General features: G+C 45.7%; 20 protein-coding genes. 13 read left to right on the top strand and 7 right to left on the bottom strand.

The features are described from left to right. Nucleotides 1-5: 5 nt before the first annotated feature. The 3 genes from E7Z59_RS05700 to E7Z59_RS05690 all read right to left on the bottom strand — a co-directional run bounded on the left by E7Z59_RS05700 (nt 6) and on the right by E7Z59_RS05690 (nt 3,497). Nucleotides 6-467: a (2Fe-2S)-binding protein gene (locus E7Z59_RS05700; protein WP_136335310.1), complete on the bottom strand. Its 462-nt coding sequence runs from the start codon at nt 465-467 to the stop codon at nt 6-8. 143 nt (nt 468-610) lie between these two features. After that, nucleotides 611-1,948: a sugar porter family MFS transporter gene (locus E7Z59_RS05695; protein ID WP_136335309.1), complete on the bottom strand. Its 1,338-nt coding sequence runs from the start codon at nt 1,946-1,948 to the stop codon at nt 611-613. 10 nt (nt 1,949-1,958) lie between these two features. Next, on the bottom strand, nt 1,959-3,497 hold the full coding sequence (locus E7Z59_RS05690) for a glycoside hydrolase family 32 protein (protein ID WP_242015603.1): 1,539 nt from the start codon (nt 3,495-3,497) through the stop codon (nt 1,959-1,961). Between the two features lie 235 nt (nt 3,498-3,732). Here E7Z59_RS05690 and E7Z59_RS05685 point away from each other — a divergent pair, with 235 nt between their 5' ends. The 13 genes from E7Z59_RS05685 to E7Z59_RS05625 all read left to right on the top strand — a co-directional run bounded on the left by E7Z59_RS05685 (nt 3,733) and on the right by E7Z59_RS05625 (nt 14,385). Then, nucleotides 3,733-4,068: an arsenosugar biosynthesis-associated peroxidase-like protein gene (locus E7Z59_RS05685; protein ID WP_136335308.1), complete on the top strand. Its 336-nt coding sequence runs from the start codon at nt 3,733-3,735 to the stop codon at nt 4,066-4,068. A gap of 18 nt (nt 4,069-4,086) precedes the next feature. Then, nucleotides 4,087-5,142 carry an arsenosugar biosynthesis radical SAM (seleno)protein ArsS gene (arsS, locus tag E7Z59_RS05680; protein WP_136335307.1) on the top strand — a complete coding sequence of 352 codons (1,056 nt, stop codon included), beginning with the start codon at nt 4,087-4,089 and terminating at the stop codon, nt 5,140-5,142. 9 nt (nt 5,143-5,151) lie between these two features. Beyond that, complete coding sequence (locus E7Z59_RS05675; protein ID WP_136335306.1) at nt 5,152-5,775, top strand: TIGR04282 family arsenosugar biosynthesis glycosyltransferase; 624 nt, start codon at nt 5,152-5,154, stop codon at nt 5,773-5,775. Next, nucleotides 5,738-6,574 carry a purine-nucleoside phosphorylase gene (locus E7Z59_RS05670; protein ID WP_394346649.1) on the top strand — a complete coding sequence of 279 codons (837 nt, stop codon included), beginning with the start codon at nt 5,738-5,740 and terminating at the stop codon, nt 6,572-6,574. Before E7Z59_RS05675 ends, E7Z59_RS05670 begins: the two co-directional genes overlap by 38 nt. Continuing rightward, nucleotides 6,571-7,539, top strand: coding sequence for an arsenosugar biosynthesis arsenite methyltransferase ArsM (arsM, locus tag E7Z59_RS05665; protein WP_136335305.1), 969 nt, complete (start codon nt 6,571-6,573; stop codon nt 7,537-7,539). Before E7Z59_RS05670 ends, arsM begins: the two co-directional genes overlap by 4 nt. A gap of 56 nt (nt 7,540-7,595) precedes the next feature. Then, nucleotides 7,596-8,486, top strand: coding sequence for a sterol desaturase family protein (locus E7Z59_RS05660; protein WP_136335304.1), 891 nt, complete (start codon nt 7,596-7,598; stop codon nt 8,484-8,486). A gap of 40 nt (nt 8,487-8,526) precedes the next feature. Then, the gene (locus E7Z59_RS05655; protein WP_242015604.1) at nt 8,527-9,180 is read left to right on the top strand and encodes a DUF547 domain-containing protein; all 654 of its coding nucleotides are present in this window, start codon (nt 8,527-8,529) and stop codon (nt 9,178-9,180) included. Next, complete coding sequence (locus E7Z59_RS05650) at nt 9,170-9,880, top strand: TIGR04283 family arsenosugar biosynthesis glycosyltransferase (RefSeq protein ID WP_136335302.1); 711 nt, start codon at nt 9,170-9,172, stop codon at nt 9,878-9,880. Before E7Z59_RS05655 ends, E7Z59_RS05650 begins: the two co-directional genes overlap by 11 nt. Before the next feature lie 93 nt (nt 9,881-9,973). Continuing rightward, nucleotides 9,974-10,849: an alpha/beta fold hydrolase gene (locus tag E7Z59_RS05645; protein WP_136335301.1), complete on the top strand. Its 876-nt coding sequence runs from the start codon at nt 9,974-9,976 to the stop codon at nt 10,847-10,849. 47 nt (nt 10,850-10,896) lie between these two features. Continuing rightward, nucleotides 10,897-11,352 carry a DUF4440 domain-containing protein gene (locus E7Z59_RS05640; protein ID WP_136335300.1) on the top strand — a complete coding sequence of 152 codons (456 nt, stop codon included), beginning with the start codon at nt 10,897-10,899 and terminating at the stop codon, nt 11,350-11,352. A gap of 472 nt (nt 11,353-11,824) precedes the next feature. Continuing rightward, nucleotides 11,825-12,598: an RMD1 family protein gene (locus E7Z59_RS05635; protein WP_242015605.1), complete on the top strand. Its 774-nt coding sequence runs from the start codon at nt 11,825-11,827 to the stop codon at nt 12,596-12,598. A gap of 6 nt (nt 12,599-12,604) precedes the next feature. Beyond that, complete coding sequence (locus E7Z59_RS05630) at nt 12,605-13,918, top strand: phosphoribosylamine--glycine ligase (protein ID WP_136335298.1); 1,314 nt, start codon at nt 12,605-12,607, stop codon at nt 13,916-13,918. A gap of 11 nt (nt 13,919-13,929) precedes the next feature. After that, complete coding sequence (locus E7Z59_RS05625; RefSeq protein ID WP_136335297.1) at nt 13,930-14,385, top strand: GNAT family N-acetyltransferase; 456 nt, start codon at nt 13,930-13,932, stop codon at nt 14,383-14,385. An 83-nt stretch (nt 14,386-14,468) separates the two neighbouring features. On the opposite strand, the gene E7Z59_RS05620 is transcribed toward E7Z59_RS05625, so the two are convergent. From E7Z59_RS05620 to E7Z59_RS05605, 4 genes are all read right to left on the bottom strand, one after another. Continuing rightward, nucleotides 14,469-15,353: a dienelactone hydrolase family protein gene (locus E7Z59_RS05620; protein WP_136335296.1), complete on the bottom strand. Its 885-nt coding sequence runs from the start codon at nt 15,351-15,353 to the stop codon at nt 14,469-14,471. A gap of 562 nt (nt 15,354-15,915) precedes the next feature. Continuing rightward, entirely contained in the window at nt 15,916-18,159 is a 2,244-nt protein-coding gene (locus tag E7Z59_RS05615) for a xanthine dehydrogenase family protein molybdopterin-binding subunit (protein WP_136335295.1), read from the bottom strand. Between the two features lie 37 nt (nt 18,160-18,196). Continuing rightward, a complete protein-coding gene (locus E7Z59_RS05610; protein WP_136335294.1) occupies nt 18,197-18,664 on the bottom strand; it encodes a (2Fe-2S)-binding protein in 468 nt (155 codons plus the stop codon). A gap of 513 nt (nt 18,665-19,177) precedes the next feature. Continuing rightward, nucleotides 19,178-20,986: an acyl-CoA dehydrogenase gene (locus E7Z59_RS05605; RefSeq protein ID WP_242015606.1), complete on the bottom strand. Its 1,809-nt coding sequence runs from the start codon at nt 20,984-20,986 to the stop codon at nt 19,178-19,180. Between the last annotated feature and the right edge of the window lie 332 nt (nt 20,987-21,318).

Raw genomic sequence — 21,318 nt, 5'->3', positions numbered from 1 at the left:
TAGGATTATTTAGATTTACCTGCTGCCAACTTCACAGCCTTTTCTATACGATTATAGGCCGCACACCGGCAAATATTCCCGTGCATGGCACTCCTGATCTCTTCCTCTGAAGGGTTTGGATTTTCTGAAAGGAAAGCAGAGGCGGTCATGATCTGCCCGGCCTGGCAATAGCCGCATTGAGGTACATCGACCTCTTTCCATGCTTGTTGCACGGGATGGTCACCATGTTCCGACAATCCTTCAATAGTGGTGATCCGGGCATCTTTTACCTGGTCAACGGTGAGTAAACAACTTCTTGTGGCCGCACCGTCAAGGTGTATAGTACAAGCTCCGCACTGCCCGATTCCGCATCCAAATTTAGTTCCAACCAGGTTGGCATGATCGCGCAATACCCAAAGTACCGGGGTATCGCTGTCTGCCTCTACAGACAAGGCATTTCCGTTAACGTTTAAAGTGTAAGTTGGCATGACAATATTTTTGATATTAATTTCAGTTCAACATTGCAGTGAAGGAAAGAAACCCTTCCGTCGAACAACTCCTGAATTTAGTTAAAAATTACCCCAACGCTCCTGCTTTTATCATTTTTTAACAAAGCTTACTACCTGAGGTGTCAGGAAGCAGCTTCAGTTTCTGCAGCGGTTAAGGCAGCTGATAGCTCTTCGAGACTTTTTCCTTTGGTTTCAGGCATCATATAATGAACAAAAAGCAATTGCAGTACCATCATGAAGGCAAAGAACGCAAACACCGGTGCAGGGCCTATAGCACCCATCACCATAGGCATTAAAGATGGAATGATAGCTGCCAGTATCCAATGGGTAGAACAACCAAAGGCCTGCCCGGAACTTCGAAGATGGTTGGGAAAGATCTCCGAAATAAAGACCCAGATCACGGCCCCCTGCCCGATGGCATGCGCTCCAATAAAAATAAAAAGGAATAAAGGCACCGACAATCCTCCCCAATTTAAGAAGAAAGCCATGGCCACCAGGCTTAGGGAAATGATATATCCGACAGAACCAAAGTACATGAGTTGCCTCCTTCCAAGACGGTCGATCAGAAACACTCCTAGTAATGTAAAAATAAGATTGGTAACCCCTATACCAATACTGCTCAGAAAGGCCGTACTCTCGCCCAGCCCGGCCTCCTCAAAGATGCGAGGTGCATAATAGAGAAAGGCATTGATCCCGGAGAATTGATTAAAAAAGGCTATCAGAAATGCCAAAATAAGGGGAAAGCGATATTTCTTCATAAATATATTCTCCTCAGTTGCGGCATGTTCAGATTCCTGTTCCCTGATGTTTGCAAGGAGGTTATCAATATCTTCATTCGGGTTTATAAGTTTCAGGGTTGCTGCTGCTTCTTCCTCATGGCCATTCACAAAGAGCCATCGCGGACTGCGGGGAACGGTAAAGACCATGATCGTATATATAAAGGCAGGAATAGCCTCCACCCCAATCATCCATCGCCAGGCATTATCACCTATATTTCTCAGGAAAAAGTTGGAGATAAAGGCGATCAGAATTCCCAACACAATATTAAACTGGTAAAGGGCAACCAACCTTCCCCGGTCTTTGGCGGGGGCGATCTCTGACACATAGGCCGGAGCAGCAATGGTAGAGGCCCCTACCCCTAAACCTCCGAGAAATCGGAATACAGCGAATACATACGGATCGTTCGCCATGGCTGAACCCACAGCCGAAACAAAATAGAAGAGTCCGATCCATATCAATGTCTTCTTCCTTCCTAATTTATCAGTGGGAATACCTCCGAACATGGCACCGATCACAGTGCCCCAGAGCGCCATAGACATAACCACGATACCGTGAAAGGCATCTGAGGAGCCCCACAAAGCTTGTAATTTTTTATCGGCTCCGGAAATGACCACGGTATCGAATCCAAATAAAAATCCGGCAAGGGCCACGGTTATTGACCAGAAAAGTAATTTATTCATAGCAGGTGGTTTACCATACCCTTTCTACCTTGTTGATGATCACATCACCAGGGACAGAGGTTCCTTTCATGGAAAAACGGGTATAGGGATTATCAGGAAATAGTTGTTCTGTCATTACGTATTGGCCTTTATTGAGGAAGATCTCAACCGAGGATTCATCCAAAATAATACGCACCTCGAATTCGCTTCCGGGAAGATTCCCGATCGGGGTTGTGTGTACCTGATCGGCAAAAGATTCATGAAATTCGGTTTGTCCGCTGCGGGAACGGTCAATACTTAAGAGTTTCTTATCAGCATCAAGAATGATCAGCAATTCCTCTCCTTCCTCATTATAGAATCGCCATTCACTAGTCGAAAAACCGGTGGTGAATTTTATGTCGGCCGCATTAAAGTTTTCCGTCTTGTATTCGGCTTTTCCGGCCTCGACCTCCATTGATTCTGCCAAAGTGTCGAACGCTTCTATCGGATAGTTTTTCAATTCATACTCCCCATTGATCTTATGAAGAGACAGTTCTCTCGGAAGGGTCATTGCACTTCTCCAAACTTCTGTAGGCGTGTTGCGGGCATAGTTCCAATTGCTCATCCAACCTATAAAGACCCGCTCACCGTCCGGTACATTATTATAAGTAACCCCGGCATAATTATCCGCTCCCCAGTCTACCCACTTCTCTTCTTGCTGGTCTGAGGTAAAGGTGGTGCCATCAAATTCTCCTACGAAATACTGGGTCGCGGAGCCTCCGTTAGGTCCTCCCGGGTTTATAGAAATAAGCAAAACCCATTTTACCTCATCACTGCCCTCCACCTGAAGCGGGAACATATCAGGACACTCCCACACCCCACCGTGAGCCCCCTGCTCCTTTCCGAAATCACTAAGATAGGTCCAGTCGATCAGATTCTCAGAACTGTAGATCTGCAGATGATCGCCGGCCACCAACAACATCAGCCAACGGTTGCCATCGTCGTCCCAAAACACCTTAGGGTCTCTGAAATCAAGAAATTCATTATTATCGATAACCGGATTACCTTCATATTTTGTCCAGGTATCACCGTTATCAAGACTGTAGGCAATGCCCTGGGTCTGGTGGTCGTTATTACCGGAATTCTCCTTCTCGGGATCGTGATAGGTATAGATGGCTACCAGGGGAGGATTTTCTATACTCCCCAACCCACTGGAATTATTGGTATCCACCACGGCACTTCCTGAAAAGATATATCCCAATTCATCGGGGTAGAGAGCGATAGGTTTATGCTCCCAATGCAACAGATCTTTACTAACGGCATGCCCCCAGTGCATAGGCCCCCAGACAATATCATCGGGGTAATATTGATAGAAAAGGTGATATAACCCCTGGTGAAATACGAGACCATTAGGATCGTTCATCCACTTCTCAGCAGGACTGAAATGAAATTGAGGTCGGAACTTTTCGGTATACATAGCAGTTTCCATATTCGTTGTATCCTGCTCCGGCTCTTTGGTCTTATTCTCTTGCTTACAGGAATAAGAGACAAGTAACAGTGCAGGAAGCAGGTAATGTTTTAAACAGTTCACTTGTATTTGGTATTAATTCAAAGGGAGAAAAGGAATTTCATACAACCGATTTTCAGTAACTACCTGAGTAGTAACATCAACTCATCGAAAAATACTGTTCTATCGGCAATTATTATTCTTATACCTTTACTGCCCGGATTCCTAATTTACAATAATATATTAGGACAATTTGTAATGAAATTACAGCAAAACCGTCAAAAACCAAGACTAACCTAACAAAATCAAGATCAACAAAATGAGTAAATCATACTACGATCCCGCCGACCTGAGAAAATTCGGAAGCATTACCGAATGGAGTGAAGAATTAGGAGAAAAGTTTTTCGAATACTACAACAAGGTCTTTGAAGAAGGCAGCCTCAGCGCCAGAGAAAAGTCGTTGATCGCCCTTGCTGTGGCACATGTTCGACAATGTCCTTATTGCATCGACGCCTATACCAAAGACGGATTACAACGCGGCATTACCAAGGAAGAAATGATGGAAGCCGTTCATGTGGGAGCTGCCATAGAAAGCGGAGCCACCCTGGTACATGGGGTTCAAATGATGAATAAGTACAACAAACTTTCTATGTAGATCGTTGAAAAAATTGCTATGTCTGTACAATCTTTAAAAAAGAGAAATAATGCCCTGGCCGATCCGGTAAAGCAATTGGAATACCTGAGCAGTGGTATTTTTGCCAACGGGGAGCTGCCTACCTTTAAAGAGTCGCTAAAAAAACATAAGATCGAGACCCTCAGACCCACAGGACTTGAGATCCTGCAGATCAACCTTGGCTATATGTGTAACCAGGTTTGTGAGCACTGTCATGTAGATGCGGGCCCGGACCGAAAGGAGATCATGACGCGGGAGACCATGCAACACTGCCTGGAAGTGTTGCGCACTACAGGTGCCCATACGCTTGATCTAACCGGGGGTGCCCCCGAAATGAACCCACACTTTCGGTGGTTCGTTGAAGAGGCTTCGAAGATCGGAGTAAAAGATCTTATCGTGAGGAGTAACCTGACCATTCTTAATGCCAACAAGAAATATTACGACCTTCCTGATTTTTTCAAAGATCACGGGGTCCATGTGGTTTCGTCAATGCCTCACTGGACCAGGGGTAAAACCGACCGGCAACGGGGAGACGGGGTGTTTGACCGAAGCATCAAAGCCCTCAAAGCATTGAATGAAAGAGGGTACGGTATGCCCGGGAGCGACTTAAAGCTCGACCTGGTCTATAACCCGGCAGGGGCTTTTTTGCCTGCCAACCAGGACGATATGGAAAAGGATTTTAAAAAGGCGCTCAAGGAGGATTTTGATATCTCTTTCAACCAACTCTTTGCCATTACCAACCTGCCTATATCCCGGTTTTTGGAATACCTGATCGCCTCTGAGAATTACGAAGACTATATGTATAGCCTGGTGGAAGCTTTTAATCCGGCTGCAGCTCGTGGAGTTATGTGTACAAACACCATTTCGGTAAGCTGGGACGGCTTCCTCTATGACTGTGATTTTAATCAAATGCTCGACCTTAAGGTCAACCACCCTATTAAACACATCAGCGATTATCAGGAAAAAGAGTTACTGGAACGCGACATTATCCTTTCTCAACACTGTTATGGTTGTACCGCCGGTTCAGGAAGCAGTTGCCAGGGAACCGTTGCTTAATTACCGCTCATGGAAAAAGAACTATTGGTATTTGTAAAGAATCCTGTAGCAGGAAAGGTAAAAACCCGTCTGGCTAAAGATATTGGAAAGGAAAATGCCCTGAGTATTTACCGGAGTTTACTCCAGCATACCGCCTCCGTTTGCATCAAGGTAACTGCGCCTAAAAGCATCTATTTTTCTGAGAAGATCATCGAAAATCCGCTGTGGAATCACCCTACCTTTTCAAGGTACGTACAGGAAGGTGAAAACCTGGGAATTCGTATGGAAAATGCTTTCCGGGAAGCGTTTAAACGGGGGCGTAAAAAGGTGGTCATTATTGGTAGTGACCTGTATGATCTAAGAGAAGACCTGATAGAAGATGCCTTCTTAAAACTTGAGAATAACGATGTGGTTATAGGCCCCGCAGCAGATGGCGGTTACTACCTTTTAGGATTGAAGGAAGTGGTTCCGGGAATCTTCGACAACAAAACCTGGGGAAGCTCTTTAGTTTTAGAGGCTACTTTAGAAGATTTAAAGGGCTATAACGTAGCTTTGCTAAGGGAGCTTAATGATGTTGACAATTTAGATGATCTTAAGATGCATCCCGAATTAATGAATGAAATACATATTCAAAAAGATGGTAAAACAACTTGAAGAAACGGTAAACTACCTTAAAAACAAAGGTTTTGACAAGGCTGATGTAGGCATCGTTCTGGGTACCGGCCTGGGAAAGATCGTTGACGATATTGAAGACAGTATAACAGCTCACTATCACCATATTCCGCATTTCCCGCTTTCTACGGTAGAATTTCATAGCGGCAAGCTCATTTACGGAACTCTATATGGAAAAAAAGTAGTGGTGATGCAAGGGCGCTTTCATCATTATGAGGGCTATGACTTTTTTGAGATCACCTACCCCATAAGGGCCATGGCAGGTCTCGGAGTCAAGAACTTTTTTATTTCCAATGCTGCCGGAGCCATCAATACCTCCTACAATAAAGGCGAATTGATGATGCTTGATGATCATATCAATCTTCAAGGGGGCTCACCCCTGGCCTTTAAAGAGGTGTCGGCCTTCGGAGAGCGCTTTGTAGATATGTATCAGCCTTATGACCCTGAGCTCAGTAAAAAAGCCTTATCTGTTGCCGAAAACAAAGGCATCAAATTACATAAAGGCGTTTATGCGGCGGTGGTTGGGCCCCAACTGGAAACGAGAGCAGAGTATCGTTACCTGAAAATCATCGGTGCCGATGCTGTAGGCATGAGTACCATACCTGAAGTTATCGTAGCCAATCAGTTAAAAATTCCGGTACTGGCAATTTCCGTGCTTACCGATGAGTGCGATCCTGACAATCTGCAACCGGTAAGTGTTCAGGATATTATTGCCACTGCAGCGAAAGCTGAACCACAAATGATCACCCTTTTTGAAGAACTTATAAGAAATTTATCATGAGTTATCTTGATACCACCATTGATGTGTACAAAGAGGCAGCACTCCGCCCGGACGTTGGGCTATGCTGTACTACCAATCCTGTTTGGGAGCTTCCCGGGCTGAAGATCCCCACCATCATGCAGGAAATGAATTATGGCTGCGGAAGCACTGTTAATGCACGCGACCTGGTCAATAACCCCAGAATTCTCTATGTAGGTGTTGGCGGAGGTATGGAACTCCTGCAATTCGCTTATTTCTCCAGACAAAAGGGAGGAGTTATCGGGGTTGACGTTGTAGACGAAATGCTGGAAGCCTCCAAAAAGAATTTCCTGGAAGCAGAAGCACAAAATCCGTGGTTCAAAAGCGAGTTTGTTGACCTTAAAAAAGGGAATGCCCTTGCACTTCCGGTAGCAGATGAATCTGTAGATGTTGCCGCCCAGAACTGCCTTTTTAATATTTTTAAGGAAGAAGAACTGAAGCAGGCTATAAAGGAAATGTACAGGGTATTGAAACCCCATGGACGCCTGGTAATGAGTGACCCTGTTTGTGAGCAGGAAATGAACGAATCTCTTCGGGAAGATGAACGCCTTAGAGCACTTTGCCTCAGCGGAAGCCTGCCCTTAAATGACTATGTGAAAATGCTTACCGATGCCGGGTTCGGAACTATTGAGATCCGGGCAAAACGCCCATACAGGGTACTTGCACCGGGGCAATACGACACCGATGAATTGATCTATATTGAATCTGTAGAGGTTTGTGCCATTAAAGATCCGATGCCTGAAGACGGCCCCTGTGTGTTTACCGGGAAGGCTGCCATCTACTTTGGAGAAGAAGAGTACTTCGATGATAAAAATGGACATGTATTGCTTAAAAATCAGCCCCTGGCGGTTTGCGATAAAACAGCCGGAGCCCTGGAAAGCCTGGACAGAAATGATATCTTTATCTCAGAGTCGACCTATCATTACGACGGGGGCGGATGCTGCTGAAAATGAAAGGAATGCCTCGATATTCCGACCATTAAAGACAGAAAACCACATTTATTATGCATGAATATCTGGAGATCATAAAGAATGCCTACACCGGGTATTTTGGCTACCTCATTGATGAGATCACCCGGTTTCACTGGTCGAACTATTTCTACGGACTGATCATTATTTCTCTCCTGGTTTGGGGGCTTGAACTGTTATTCCCCTGGAGGAAAGATCAGAAAATGTTTCGCAAGGACTTCTTTTTAGACACCTTCTATATGTTCTTCAACTTCTTCCTGCTCAACCTGATCGTGTTGATCGCCTTGAGTGAGGTGGCAGCGAAGTTTTTAAATGATATTCTGGGTGTAGTGGGTCTTGAATTAAGTGATCTGCAGCTCGTTGATGTCTCCAGTATGCCCATGTGGGCAGGACTGCTGATCTTTTTCCTGGTTTCCGATTTCGTGCAGTGGAACACCCATCGATTACTGCATCGGGTGCCTTTCCTCTGGAACTTCCACAAAGTACATCACTCTGTAAAGGAAATGGGCTTTGCCGCCCACCTGCGCTATCACTGGATGGAGCCTGTGGTATACAAAAGTCTTTTGTACATTCCTATTGCCCTGATCGGAGGATTTGCCGTGGAACAAGTTGCCATTGTGCACTTTACCGCTATTTCCATAGGCCATCTCAACCATGCTAATCTTGGGTGGGATTACGGTCCTTTCAAATACATCTTCAACAACCCAAAGATGCATATCTGGCATCACGGGAAAGAGTTACCTAATCGTTACGGGGTGAATTTCGGAATCAGCCTGAGCCTTTGGGATTACCTCTTTAAAACCGACTACATCCCACACAGCGGAAAAGACCTGGAGCTCGGATTTGAAGGCGATGAAGATTTCCCGGAAGATTTCCTCGGACAGGAACTTTACCCCCTGGATATTCATAAAAAAGATGCTTCCTGAGATGCGATTCCTTTTGTTTTTTCTAATCTTCTCAGCCGCCATGGCACAAAAGCCGAACCATGATCTTTTTACCCCGGTATTGCAGGAAGTGGTTGGTGAAGCAGGAATGGTTGATTACGAGAAACTCGTATCAAACCGGGAACCTCTCAGGAATTATCTCAATGAACTGATCACCCACCCTCCGAAAGAAGACTGGAAGAAGGAAGAGGTGCTGGCGTACTGGATCAACACCTATAATGCGTTCACCCTGAAACTTATTGCCGATAACTATCCGGTGAAAAGCATCAGAGACATCAAATCGCCCTGGGAGCAGAAGATCATTCCATACAAGGGGCAAAATATCAGCCTGAATCATGTGGAACACCAGATCCTGAGAACCATGAACGAACCCAGGATCCATTTTGCCATTAATTGTGCCTCGATCTCCTGCCCTGTTCTTGCAGACGAGGCTTACCTTGCCGAAAACCTGAATGAGCAACTGGATAATGCAACAAGGAATTTCCTGAACGACACCTCAAGAAACCTGATCAGCAAGAATAGCCTGCAACTATCAAAGATCTTCAAATGGTTCAAAAAGGATTTTACCGCCAAAGGAGATCTCACTGATTTTTTAAATACCTATACAGAGATCGTTCTCACCCCTGACACCCCTATCAAGTACCTTGAATATAATTGGGACCTCAATGAACAATAAGATCTCTGTCATCATCCCGGTATTGAACGAAGCAGAAGGTATCGCCTCCCTGCTGAAACACCTTGACGACTGTATTACAGGAAACCATATCGCCGAAGTGATCATCGCCGACGGAGGCAGTTCAGATGGCACCCCGGCGTTTGCAGGCAAGTTCCGGGCAAGACATTTTGAGATGAAGGTCGTTCACGCACCCAAAGGAAGGGCTGCTCAACAGAACCATGGTGCCAAAAGGGCCATGGGAGATATCTTATACTTTCTGCATGCCGACTCTTTTCCTCCTGAGGGTTTTGACCAAAAGATCATCCATGCAGTCCATTCCGGTTACCGGGCAGGGTGTTTTCGCATGGAATTTGATGATGATCATGTACTATTAAAATGTTCACAGTGGTTCACCCAATTCAATTTTCCTCTATGCCGCGGTGGCGACCAGTCCCTATTTATCAAAAAGGATCTTTTCGAATCGCTAAACGGGTTTAATGAAGCCTATGTGATCTACGAAGACGGGGAGTTTCATAGCCGCCTGTATAAACAAGGCATACCCTTTAAGATATTAAAACCTGCCATTACCACCTCAGCACGGCGTTACCGAAAAAACGGTTTTTGGAGGTTGCAATATCATTTTACCCGGGTCCATCTGATGCACCGTTTGGGGCATGGACCGGAGGCTTTGAAAAATTATTATAGCAAACATATTGCCTGAATCCCCTGAAGGCTTTTACGTACTCTTTCTATTATAAATTAATAGTTTAGCCATATAATTCCTTAAATTAATAGGATATAAATTCATTTTACAATGAAAACCATCCTATACAGCTTTCTATTGCTTTTTTCGACTTTCGTCTCTGCACAGGAATTGTCGCAGGTTACCCTAAACAATGCCACCCTGAATTACACAGTTACCGGAGAGGGCGAAAAGATCGTCTTTGTTCACGGGCTACAGGAAGACTATCGGGTCTTTCTTACCACCCTGGACCTGCTGGATGAGAACTTCCTGGGCGTTTCTTACAGCCGGCGGTATAATTATCCGAACAATAACCGGATCGTTCCCGGGTATGGCGTGGAGTCTGAGGCAAAAGATCTAAGTGAATTTCTCAGATCTCTGGGTGGAAAAACCCACCTGGTGGGTCATAGTTACGGAGGACAGATCGTTTTGGAAGTAGCCCTGAGTAACCCCGAACTGGTCGCTTCACTGACACTTTCTGAGCCTGCTATGATCAATTGGTTAAAAAATATTCCTGATTGTCGGTCTTACTATGACACTGTCCAAAAAGATCTGATGGAAGATACCAGGAAAGCTTTCCGTACTAACGACACCACACTGGTTATGAAAGAACTTTTTGAATTCTTTGCAGGTGAGGATATACAGGACCAGGTGCCCCCGGAGGTTTTAAGATCCTACAAACAAAACCTGAGGGAGGTTGAAGCCATGGTCAACAGCAAAAATGCCTGGACTGAGATCGGACCGGAAGAACTTAAAAATTTATCCATGCCGGTAATGATACTTACCGCAGAGAACACCATGCCCATGCTTGCTTGTATCAATAAAAAATTGGCCACTGCCCTGCCTGAAGCCATTCATCATCATTTAGAGGATGCAGGGCATGAGTTGTGGTATACCCACCAGGAACAACTGGCTGATTACCTGGAAGCATTTATCTCCGGAAAATAAAACTACCATTCATTAGTAAACACCAACCATCCAAATCATACAGTTTTATGAAAACAATCATCCCCATTTTGGTCTCTCTTATGTTTATCGGAAGTACCCAAAGCCTATTCGCCCAAGATGCCTCCCTGGAGAAAGCAAGACAGGAAGTTCAGAAATTAACCGAAAAAGAACAACAAGCATTCTCAAACGGTAATTGTGAGGTGGTACTGGATCTCATGTCTGAAAATATTACCTTCTACGCCAACGGCAATCCTTCCCCTCCACGGGAGATGATCAGGAAGTTTTGCGAGAAAGTCCCCCGCCCCTTTAAAACGCCGGAACAGGAAACCCTGAAGTACTATCCGTTAAACTCAGAAACGGTTTATGTGGTCAGAACCATGGAATATACCAAGAACGCCAATACCCGGATAAAAGAGATCGTTACCAAGATCTGGAATATGGAAAACGGGGCATGGAAAATTGTTCATCTTCATTCCACTGTAAAGGAGATCCCGTTAGGGTGACTAATGCTGACGGAATAAATGAAGCTCTGGTTCTTATAATTAGCTCCGCGAGGTCTGTGACTTCGTGGAACTACTGTTCTGGTCGCCTGACCAGGTTAAATCTGATTTTACAGGTATGGAGACCTGACTTACATAGTAGCTGATTCCAGGTATTTTTAATACTCCGAAGTCACAGACTTCGGAGAGCATTAGGTAAGTCATCACCCTTATAACACCATTTTACCTGTTAAAGCCCCCCATTTCTGCATCGCTGTATACTAAAGATTCCACGGTAAATATTTCTATTCCGGGACCTGTTATTTTTTAAAAAGCAATCTGTTTTTACACTACATTTACCCGTTTAATTTTTGTATCTGAACTATTCGCAAGAAGCACAATTTATTCCACTAAGGTTTGGGAACCAAAGGACAACCAAATCTCAAAGACTGCCCTGCTACACATTAAATAAATAAATACTTATCAGATAATATCCATGAAAGCGTCGGTGATCAGGATCGCGCAAAATATAAATTTACGATCCTGTAAAGAAGTGATGACAGGAACCCTAAAGGTTCAGGATGGTGATAAATTATTTTATGATTCCGGAGAAGGCCGTTTCGTTTGTCTTTTTCGCTACGGAGTCATAGGTTTTTTTAACATGCCCTTCGGGGAAGAAGAGAACTACATTCAAAAGATACTGCCCTATTGTCAACAGGCTGATAAAGCACCCTTTCGAGAAGAAATGTCTCTGAATTTGAACGGGGAGCAAGACCAGGTAGAATTTAACAGAATAAGTTTAAAAAATAGTGATATAGGTGCTGTTAAGATCGTTATGATCAACCTCGCGCATTCGGTGGTTTTAGATGATTTCACCCAAACCGCGGAAAACCTGCTTGAAGACACTAACCATCATACCAGGTATCTGGAAGAGAAAGGTAAAATAAGCCTGAAAGGCAAAAAACTCATTCGTTATATAGCAAGGGTGATGAACATCAAAAACAGGATCGCTGAGAACACGAATATCCTTGATAATTCAGACATTACCTGGGAAAATGAACGTTTGTATCGACTGGATATGGAACTCAAGATCAATTTTGATATCAACGACCGTCATCGGTACATGGAAGACCAGCTGGCTACGGTTAAAGAGAACCTCGAGTTGTTCAAAGATATTATGCAACACCGGGAAAGTACTATATTAGAGTGGATCATTATTATTTTGATCCTGATCGAGGTAATCGATACTTTTTGGCTCAAATTTTATTAAAACTGCATGACACCAAAGAATAAGCTCCGGTCAAAACAACCGGATTCAAAGAATTTTCTATTTGTTTCACGTTACGGAGAATCACTTGACATTGCCTTCGCCGTACAAAATGAGGGCCATAAAGTAAGGATGTATATTGAAGAATCCGGTTGCCGGGAGATCGGCCTCGGATTCATTAAGCGCACCACCAACTGGGAAAAACATACCGATTGGGCCGACATCATCGTTTTTGACTACACCGGTTACGGAGAGGAAAGCAAAGCACTAAAAGACTCCGGAAAGCTCGTATTTGGTGGTAACACCTACACCGACAACCTGGAGCTGGACCGTAACTTCGGACAGGAAGAGCTAAAAAGGCACGGCATTAAAATTCTGCCTTCGCGCGAATTCCAGACCTTTGAAGAAGCCATACAATTTATTCGTAAACACCCTGATTGCTATGTGATGAAACCTTCAGGCGAAACACAGGAACTCAAACAGCTGCTCTTCGTGGGGCAGGATGATGAAGGGGCCGATGTGATCAGGATCCTCCAGGCCTATGAACGCAGCTGGGGTAATGACTTTGGCACCTTTCAATTGCAGAAAAAAGTAAAAGGAGTAGAGATCTCCGTTTCGGGTTATTTTAACGGGAAGGATTTTATAAAACCGCTGAATATAACTTTCGAGCATAAAAAACTATTCCCGAAGGAGCTTGGAGTTTCTACCGGAGAAATGGGTTCCAGCATGTTCTGGACCAAAGATTCTCCGATCTTTGATGCGACCCTCGCTAAATTTACTCCTACCCTTCGTGAACACGGATTTATAGGGCATATCGACCTGAACTGTATCGTGAATGGCAATGGTATTTATCCGCTGGAATTTACTTCCCGCTTCGGTTTTCCTCAGGTGTTTATTCAGCGAGCCGGCATCAATGAGGAATTCGGACAGTTCCTGCTCAAAGTGGCCCGCGGGGAGAACTTCACCATAAATGTCAAAAAAGGATTCCAGGTAGGGGCTTTTATTGTAGTGCCCCCCTTTCCGTATGAAGACAAAAAGACCTTCCGCCTGTTCTCCAAGGATGCCGTGGTCGTATTCAAAAAGGATAAAAAAGAAGGAGTACACCCCATGCACGTAAAACGTATCAATAACGAATGGTTGATCACAGGCGACACCGGTATTGCCGTGCTGGTAACCGGAACCGGGGTTACCATGAAAGATGCCCAGCGTATGATGCAGAACCGAATCAGCAATGTGATCGTGAACAACGGGTATTACCGCACCGATATAGGCGACCGCTGGCATGAAGACTCTGACCGCCTCTGGTCGTGGGGCTTGTTATAATAACTAAGTCAATGGAATCATTAGAATTCAGGAAGCTTACCAAGACAGAGGAAATCGCCGAGGTATTTTCCCTCTACCCTGACGACTGGAAAGAAGTCCTGCTCCCGGTTTGGTCGAACTACGCCGAAAATAGTGAAGTCTACGTCCTGTTAAAGGAAGATGATATTACTACACTTGGCATCCTTTTTCATAATGGAGCTCCGGAGATGGAAGCCTTTGCAGAAACTGCCACCCTGCTTTTCATGGAAAGGAAACCCTATATCGGATTTATCTACACCCTGCCCAACTTTCGTGGCCGGGGCTTTGCATCCTTATGGTTAAAAGAACTTAAAAATGCACTTCCTGAAAAGACGTTTTGGCTTACCGTGGAAGACCCGAAACTGATCACCTTTTATGAATCAAACGGCTTTTCTCTTCAAGACAAGAGCCCGGTTCAAGAGGAATGGTTACTCTTGACATCACAATGAGGGAAGAAAGACTATCTCCAAAAATAAACCCCGGAACTCTACTCACCGGGGTATGATTATGTCATGTGGATAAGCACCTGAACTTACTTCAAATGCTTCTCAAAGAATTCCATGGTTCTTCCCCAGGCCAGTTCTGCTGCTGCCTCGTCGTAACGCGGCGTTGACGTGTTATGGAAGCCGTGATTAACATCGGGATACATAAAGGCTTCATATTCCTTGCCGTTGGCCTTCAGGGCTTCTTCATAAGCCGGCCATCCGGCATTGACCCTTTCGTCAAGCCCTGCAAATTGCAGCATCAGGGGAGCGTTGATCTTGTCAATATCTTCTTTGGGCTGCCCGCCATAAAAGGGTACCGCAGCCGCAAGGTCAGGCACTTTTACCGCCATCATATTGGAGATCCAGCCTCCAAAACAGAAGCCAACCACCCCTACCTTGCCATTGCAATCCTCATGGTTTTTGAGGTACTCAAAGGCGGCAATAAAATCCTCCAGCATTTCCATACGATCCCGCTGCCGCTGCATGGTACGGCCTTCATCGTCATTCCCGGGATAGCCCCCAAGGGGCGACAACGCATCAGGTGCCAGGGTAATAAAACCCTGTAGAGCGGCACGTCTGGCCGTATCCTCCACATATGGATTGAGTCCGCGGTTTTCATGAACCACTACGATCCCTCCAAGCTTCCCTTCAAAATTTGAAGGCTTAGACAATAGTCCTTTAATCTCCCCTCCTCCCTTCTCGGAATTATAGGTGATGAATTTTGAATCCAATTCAGGATCCTGCGCACTGGTGAGCTGGGTATTGATATAGTCCGGCATCAGGAAACTCATCAGGGAACCCACAGTGAGTCCGCCTACGGCATATAAGCCCAGTTTTTCAACAAAATCCCTGCGCGATAAACGGTTATGCGCATAGGCGTCGTAGAGGTCAAACACTTCCTGTTTGATGTCTTCTTTTTTGAGTTTTTTCATTGTAGTAGTTATCAGTTTTCGGTTATCGGTTAACAGTTTGCAGTTTGCATTATACAGTTTGTGAGCATGCCTGAATAGGGTTGCCCTATTTCTAGTTAATAGTATTGGCTCCCCGCCCTGGTCAGAGGGCCGAACGTTAAGAAAACAGCCGTTGGCTGTTTTTAGTGAAGGAGCCAGCCGGCGCGAGGGCAATCGAGGCAAAGCCTCGAGACGGGGTGGGTTGTCATTTTAAACCCGTCAACCCCTTCCGACCCCGCTTACAGCGTGACTCCCTCGCGCCACCTGGCTCCTCACTATGAAAGGTTCACTGCACCTTTCACTACCGTTCAGCCCTCCCTAACCAGGGGAAGGTGCCCTTTGCTAATATTACCCTCGTACCTTCGTACGCTGCACTGGGAGACCTGTCTGCCGTAGCATGCCAGGCAGGTTGCCACGGTATGCCTTGCAAATCTAATGCTGACAGAATAGAATTCTTTACTAGTTTTAGGGAGATCGCCACAACCTGCGTAGCAGGTCTCGCGAAGACGAATCATCCATCATCAATAATTCATAATCCGTCCAATCATCCCTTCAAAGCTCTTTCACCCATAAACGGCTGGTGATAATGCCGTTGTCCGGTGGCGCGGTACAAGGCGTTGGCCACGGCCCCCATGATCGGAGGGAATGGCGGTTCTCCCAACCCTGTCGGGTCGATCTCGTTTTCTACAAAATGAACATCGATGGCCTTCGGCGCTTCATTATGTCTTATAAGCCTGTATCGGTCAAAATTACTTTGCTGGGGTTCTCCCTCCTTAAAGGTCATTTCGCTGTACATGGCATGTCCGATTCCGTCTACGATTCCTCCCTCGGCCATATTCACTGCAGCATCGGGGTTTACCACGATCCCACAATCAATGGCACAGGTTACCTTATCGATCACCGGCTTTCCGCTTTGCATGCTCATATCCAGCACCTGGGCTACATAGGAGTTATGGCAATAATAGGCCGATACCCCGCGATGCTGTCCAGATTGATCTCCACTCCAGTTTGACTTTTCCTTGACGAGTTTCAGTACCCCGGCATACCGTGACGCATCGTAATCGTTCTTCTCGCCTACCGGGTTATTGGCCGCTTTCCCCAACCATTCCAGTCGCATATCGATAGGATCTTTTCCCATTTCCTCAGCCACTTCATCCAGGAAGGCCTGCTCGGCACCTGCAATAAAGTTAGAACGGGGTGCCCTGAAGGCTCCGGTACTGATATTAGAGCCCACCTCCCATGATTCTGCCAGGTAGTTATCGATGGCCCCGGCTGGAAAACGGTTCTCATAGATTGGACTCTCAGGAATACCTCCTGCTCTTACATGAAAGGCGGTCAGATTATTGTTTTCATCAAAAGCTGCCTTGTAGGTAGCTACATAGGTCGGACGGTACACTCCATAAGACATATCATCCTCCCTGGTATATACGAGTTTTACCGGGGCATTCATCTTTTTAGAGATCACTGCTGCTTCTACCAGGAAATGTCCGTAAAGCCGTCTACCGAATCCACCTCCCTGCCGGGTCATCTGTATATCGATCTTTTCCAACGGCAACCCCAATCGCTGAGAAACTGATTTCTCCATGAATTCAGGAGTCTGGATAGGCCCAACCAGTTTTGCATCGTTATCGGTCACATGAGCAAAGAAATTCATGGGCTCCATGGTATTGTGTGCCAGATACGGACAAGTATAGGTGCGCTCCAACACTTTGGCTGCATTTTTAAAGGCTGCCTCCGGATCACCGTCCTTGCGTACTACCTTGGCCAGTTTGGCTCCCATGGTTTCGAGCTTGTTATAGTGCTCAGTAGTATTTTCAAGTCCTGCAGGAACCACTTGTTCTCTGCCTTCATAAGCATCTTTATACTCGCCAAAAGGCTCCCATTGTGCTTTCAGGGCTTTTTTGGCATTCATTACCTCCCAGGTCGAAGTTCCCACTACCACCACCAGCTCGTCAAATACCGTGGCATCAGACCAGATCTTTGTATAATCATCAGGATACACCTCCATGCTAAAGACATCCTTGATACCGGGCATGGCTTTTACCGCTTCACCATCAAAGGATTTAAGCTTCATACCAAAGGCAGGCGGGTGCTCGATCATGGCAATCAGCATTCCTTCTTCATGATAATCCAGGCCATAAAGTGGCTGCCCGGTCACGATCTTTGGTCCATCCACATTCTTCCTGGACGTTCCAATGATCTTAAATTCTGAAACCTCTTTAAGCTTAACTTCTTCCGGCACCTCAACATTGACCGCTGCAGCAGCCATCTCCCCGTATCCGGCAGTTTTTCCGCTACCCTCGTGTTTAAGCTGCCCGGCATTGGTGGTGATCACTTCTGCAGGTACCCCCCAGGCCTGGGCTGCCGCTCCTATAAGCATTTGCCTGGCCGTGGCTCCGGCCATCCGCAGACTTTGCCATCCTTGACGAATAGACTGGCTTCCACCAGCCAGCTGTCGGGTAAACACCTCAGTGTTTAAAGGAGCCTGTTCTACGATCACATTATTCCAGTCTACATCGAGCTCTTCGGCTACGATCATGGGCATAGACGTTTTCACGTTTTGTCCGATCTCCGGGTTGGGCGACATGATGGTGACCACCCCATTATCGCCGATCTTTAAAAATCCGTTGATCTCAAACCACTCATCCGGCATCTGAAGAATAGCCTCGGCCTCTGCTTCCGTTTTACACGCAGCCAACCAGCTGAATCCCAGCATGAGTCCACCCCCGGCCAGGGCCGAACTTTTAATGAATGATCTTCTTCCTATTTTAGTTCTTATAAGTGTCATTTTTCGTTGCTTTTGAAGTTATTGGATAGGATCCCTATCAGGAATTTTGTGACTTTTCCGCGGCAAGGCGAATGGCTTTCCTGATACGGGTATAAGTACCGCAACGACAGATATTGCCGCTCATGGTGGCTTCGATCTCTTCGTCTGAAGGATTCGGGTTGTTCTTCAACAGGGCCGATGCCTGCATGATCTGTCCGGCCTGGCAATACCCGCACTGGTAAACATCTACTTCCATCCAGGCCTGTTGTACCGGATGATCTCCGTTCTCTGATAATCCTTCTATGGTCGTGATGGGTTGTTCTCCGACAGATGACACGGGGATCTGACAGGACCGTACCGCACCGTCACCAATATGAACAGTGCAGGCCCCACATTGGGCAATACCGCATCCGTATTTCGTTCCTACGAGTTTTAAATGATCCCGTAACACCCAAAGCAAAGGGGTGGCCGGATCAACATCTACCTGGGCTGATTTCCCATTGATGTTCAGGTTGTAAGTTGCCATGATCTTTAAAGTTTTGTTGAATTTACAAAAATCTCGCGTAGAGAGTGTTAGGATTAGAATTATAAATTGTAGATGGTAGATTATAGATTGTCTTCGCGAGTGAACAAAATGAACGTGGCGATCTGCTGAATAAGGTTACGGGGTACGGGGTACGGGGTACGTGTTACAGGATTACGAATTATTTACGTTCAATTTGAATGATGAATAGGTGTCTTCGCAAGGTTCTTGAAATCCGGAATTCTTTCGTAGAACACTGACAGATTGGATCGCAGACGTCACCTCGAGTGATCCTGCTATGCAGGATCGTATCGAGAGGCTGTTGATCCTGTATTGTTCTCGATACACCACGCTTTCAGCGTGGCACCTGCCTACCGCAGGAATTCCTCCCGAAGGGATGGCAGGCTCGAACTGACAGTGCGGGCTACCTTGGGTGCAAATTTAAAACCCGTCAGTGGTAGTGAACATAGTGAACGTGGCGATCTGCGGAGAACTGAAAACTGAAAACCGAACTATTTAGAACAACACATTGAGATCGTTCTCCATGGTGGTCATATCACCATTTTTAAGGGTTTCTGCCAGCCCGGGCAAGGCAGTCATTTCATATTTGAAGAAGAATTTCATGGTGTTTACCTTGCTCTTGTAGAAATCTTCACTAAAACTGCTTTCCGTACTGTTCATTTTTTCAGAGGAACTGACAGCCATATCTAACCATAACCACCCCATCACCAGGGTACCGAAGAATTCCATAAACACGGTGGCATCGGCCAGGAATCTCCTGTAATTTCCTTCTTTCGCAAACCCTGTCAGGTAGGTGGTGATCTCTGTATTCAGATCGAGTGCTCCTTTTAATTGTTGAGCATAAGGTTCCAATTCAGCATGCTTTTCTGCCCTTGCAAGCGTAGCATTTATCTGACCATACAAGGCACAAGCGGCTTCTCCATTTTTCATGGTGATCTTTCTGCCTAACAGGTCCAGCGACTGTATCCCGGTAGTACCTTCATAGATAGAGTAGATCCTGATATCTCTGAAATACTGCTGCAAGATAAAATCCTGGCAATACCCGTAGCCTCCAAAAACCTGCAGCCCGTTACTCACTGAAGTCATTCCTTTTTCGGCAGGATAGGTTTTCGTGATCGGGGTTAACAAGCCCAGGAGTGAACTATACTTTTGCCTTTCTTCCGGATCCGAATGATACATGGAGAGGTCGTAATATTTTGACGATAATAAGACCAGGTAGAGCGATCCCTCGGAGATGGCTTTTTGATATTGCAGCATTCTTTTTACATCCGGATGATTGATGATCAGGGTCTGTTCTTTCTGCACATCCTTATTACCGCCATCTTCTACAGGCCGGCCCTGCGGCCGCTCTTTGGCGTATTGAAGCGATGCTTTACTTGCTGCCATCGCAATGCCGGCTGCTCCCCTGCCCACGGCGATCCGCGCCTCATTCATCATCATGAACATATATTTCAACCCCTGATGAGGCTCTCCTACCAGCCACCCGCGGCAATCATTCTGATCGCCAAATGAAAGGTGGGTGGTACAATACCCCCGCTGTCCCATTTTCTGGTAATCGCCGATAACATTGACATCATTAAAGGTAGCGTCACCCCCTTCTTCAGGGCGGTATTTGGGCACCACAAATAGTGAGATACCCCGGGTTCCGGCCGGGGCTCCCTCGATCCTGGCCAGGAGAAGATGAACTATATTTTCAGATCCCTTAAAATCGCCTCCTGAAATAAAGATCTTCTGACCTTTGATCAGGTAATGATCTCCCGAAGGAGTGGCCGTTGATACGATATCAGAAAGAGAGCTTCCTGCCTGGGGTTCCGTAAGACACATGGTGCCCGTCCACTCTCCGGTAAGCATTCTTGGAAAATAGGTATTCTTTAAATGATCATTTCCAAAATGATCGATCAGGTTGGCTGCTGCCTGGGTGAGTCCGGAATAATTCGGTAAATGATTGTTGGCACACTCCTGTATCCATGCCACGGCACTCACCAACACCTGGGGCAATTGCATCCCTCCTTCTTCATATCCGAACGGAGCTGCTATCAAACCCAGTTCACCGCTTTTAGCGATGTATTCCTTCACCTGAGGATGTACAATGATCTCCCCGTCCCGGTAATGTGCAGGGGCTTCATCCATCTCCCTGAAAAACGGATATAGCTCCTTATCAGAAAGATCCTTTACAGAATTGATCAGCATCAGGGCCGATTCTTTATCGTGATCGGCATAGCGATCCAGTTCCAACACTTCCTTGAATCCAAGTACTTCAAAAAGGATAAATTGCAGGGTTTTAATATCGGTGTATGTACTCATAATTATTGAAGCTTACTTAATACTTTACCAGGAGTTTCATTAAAGCTCAGGCCATTCATCTCCCTCGATAAATCACATAAAATGAATTATTTAAGATACCTTTTTCTGATGATCAAATTGAAATCCTTCGATAATTAACATATAATATCCTACACCCGAACCCCCGATTTAAAAACCAACAGGAAATTCATCCTTTTGCAAGCACCTAAACCTGTTCATTACTTAAAGTTGATCCTAAGAAATACCACTATTATCAGGTACTTAAAAGCACTTTGACATTCATTTGAATGATGGCGTTATCCACTAATAATCAGGCTTCTATTTTCTATGTG

Source organism: Robertkochia marina (genome assembly GCF_004799345.1).
Lineage (GTDB): Bacteria > Bacteroidota > Bacteroidia > Flavobacteriales > Flavobacteriaceae > Robertkochia > Robertkochia marina.
This window is presented reverse-complemented; position numbering and strand designations above follow the sequence as displayed.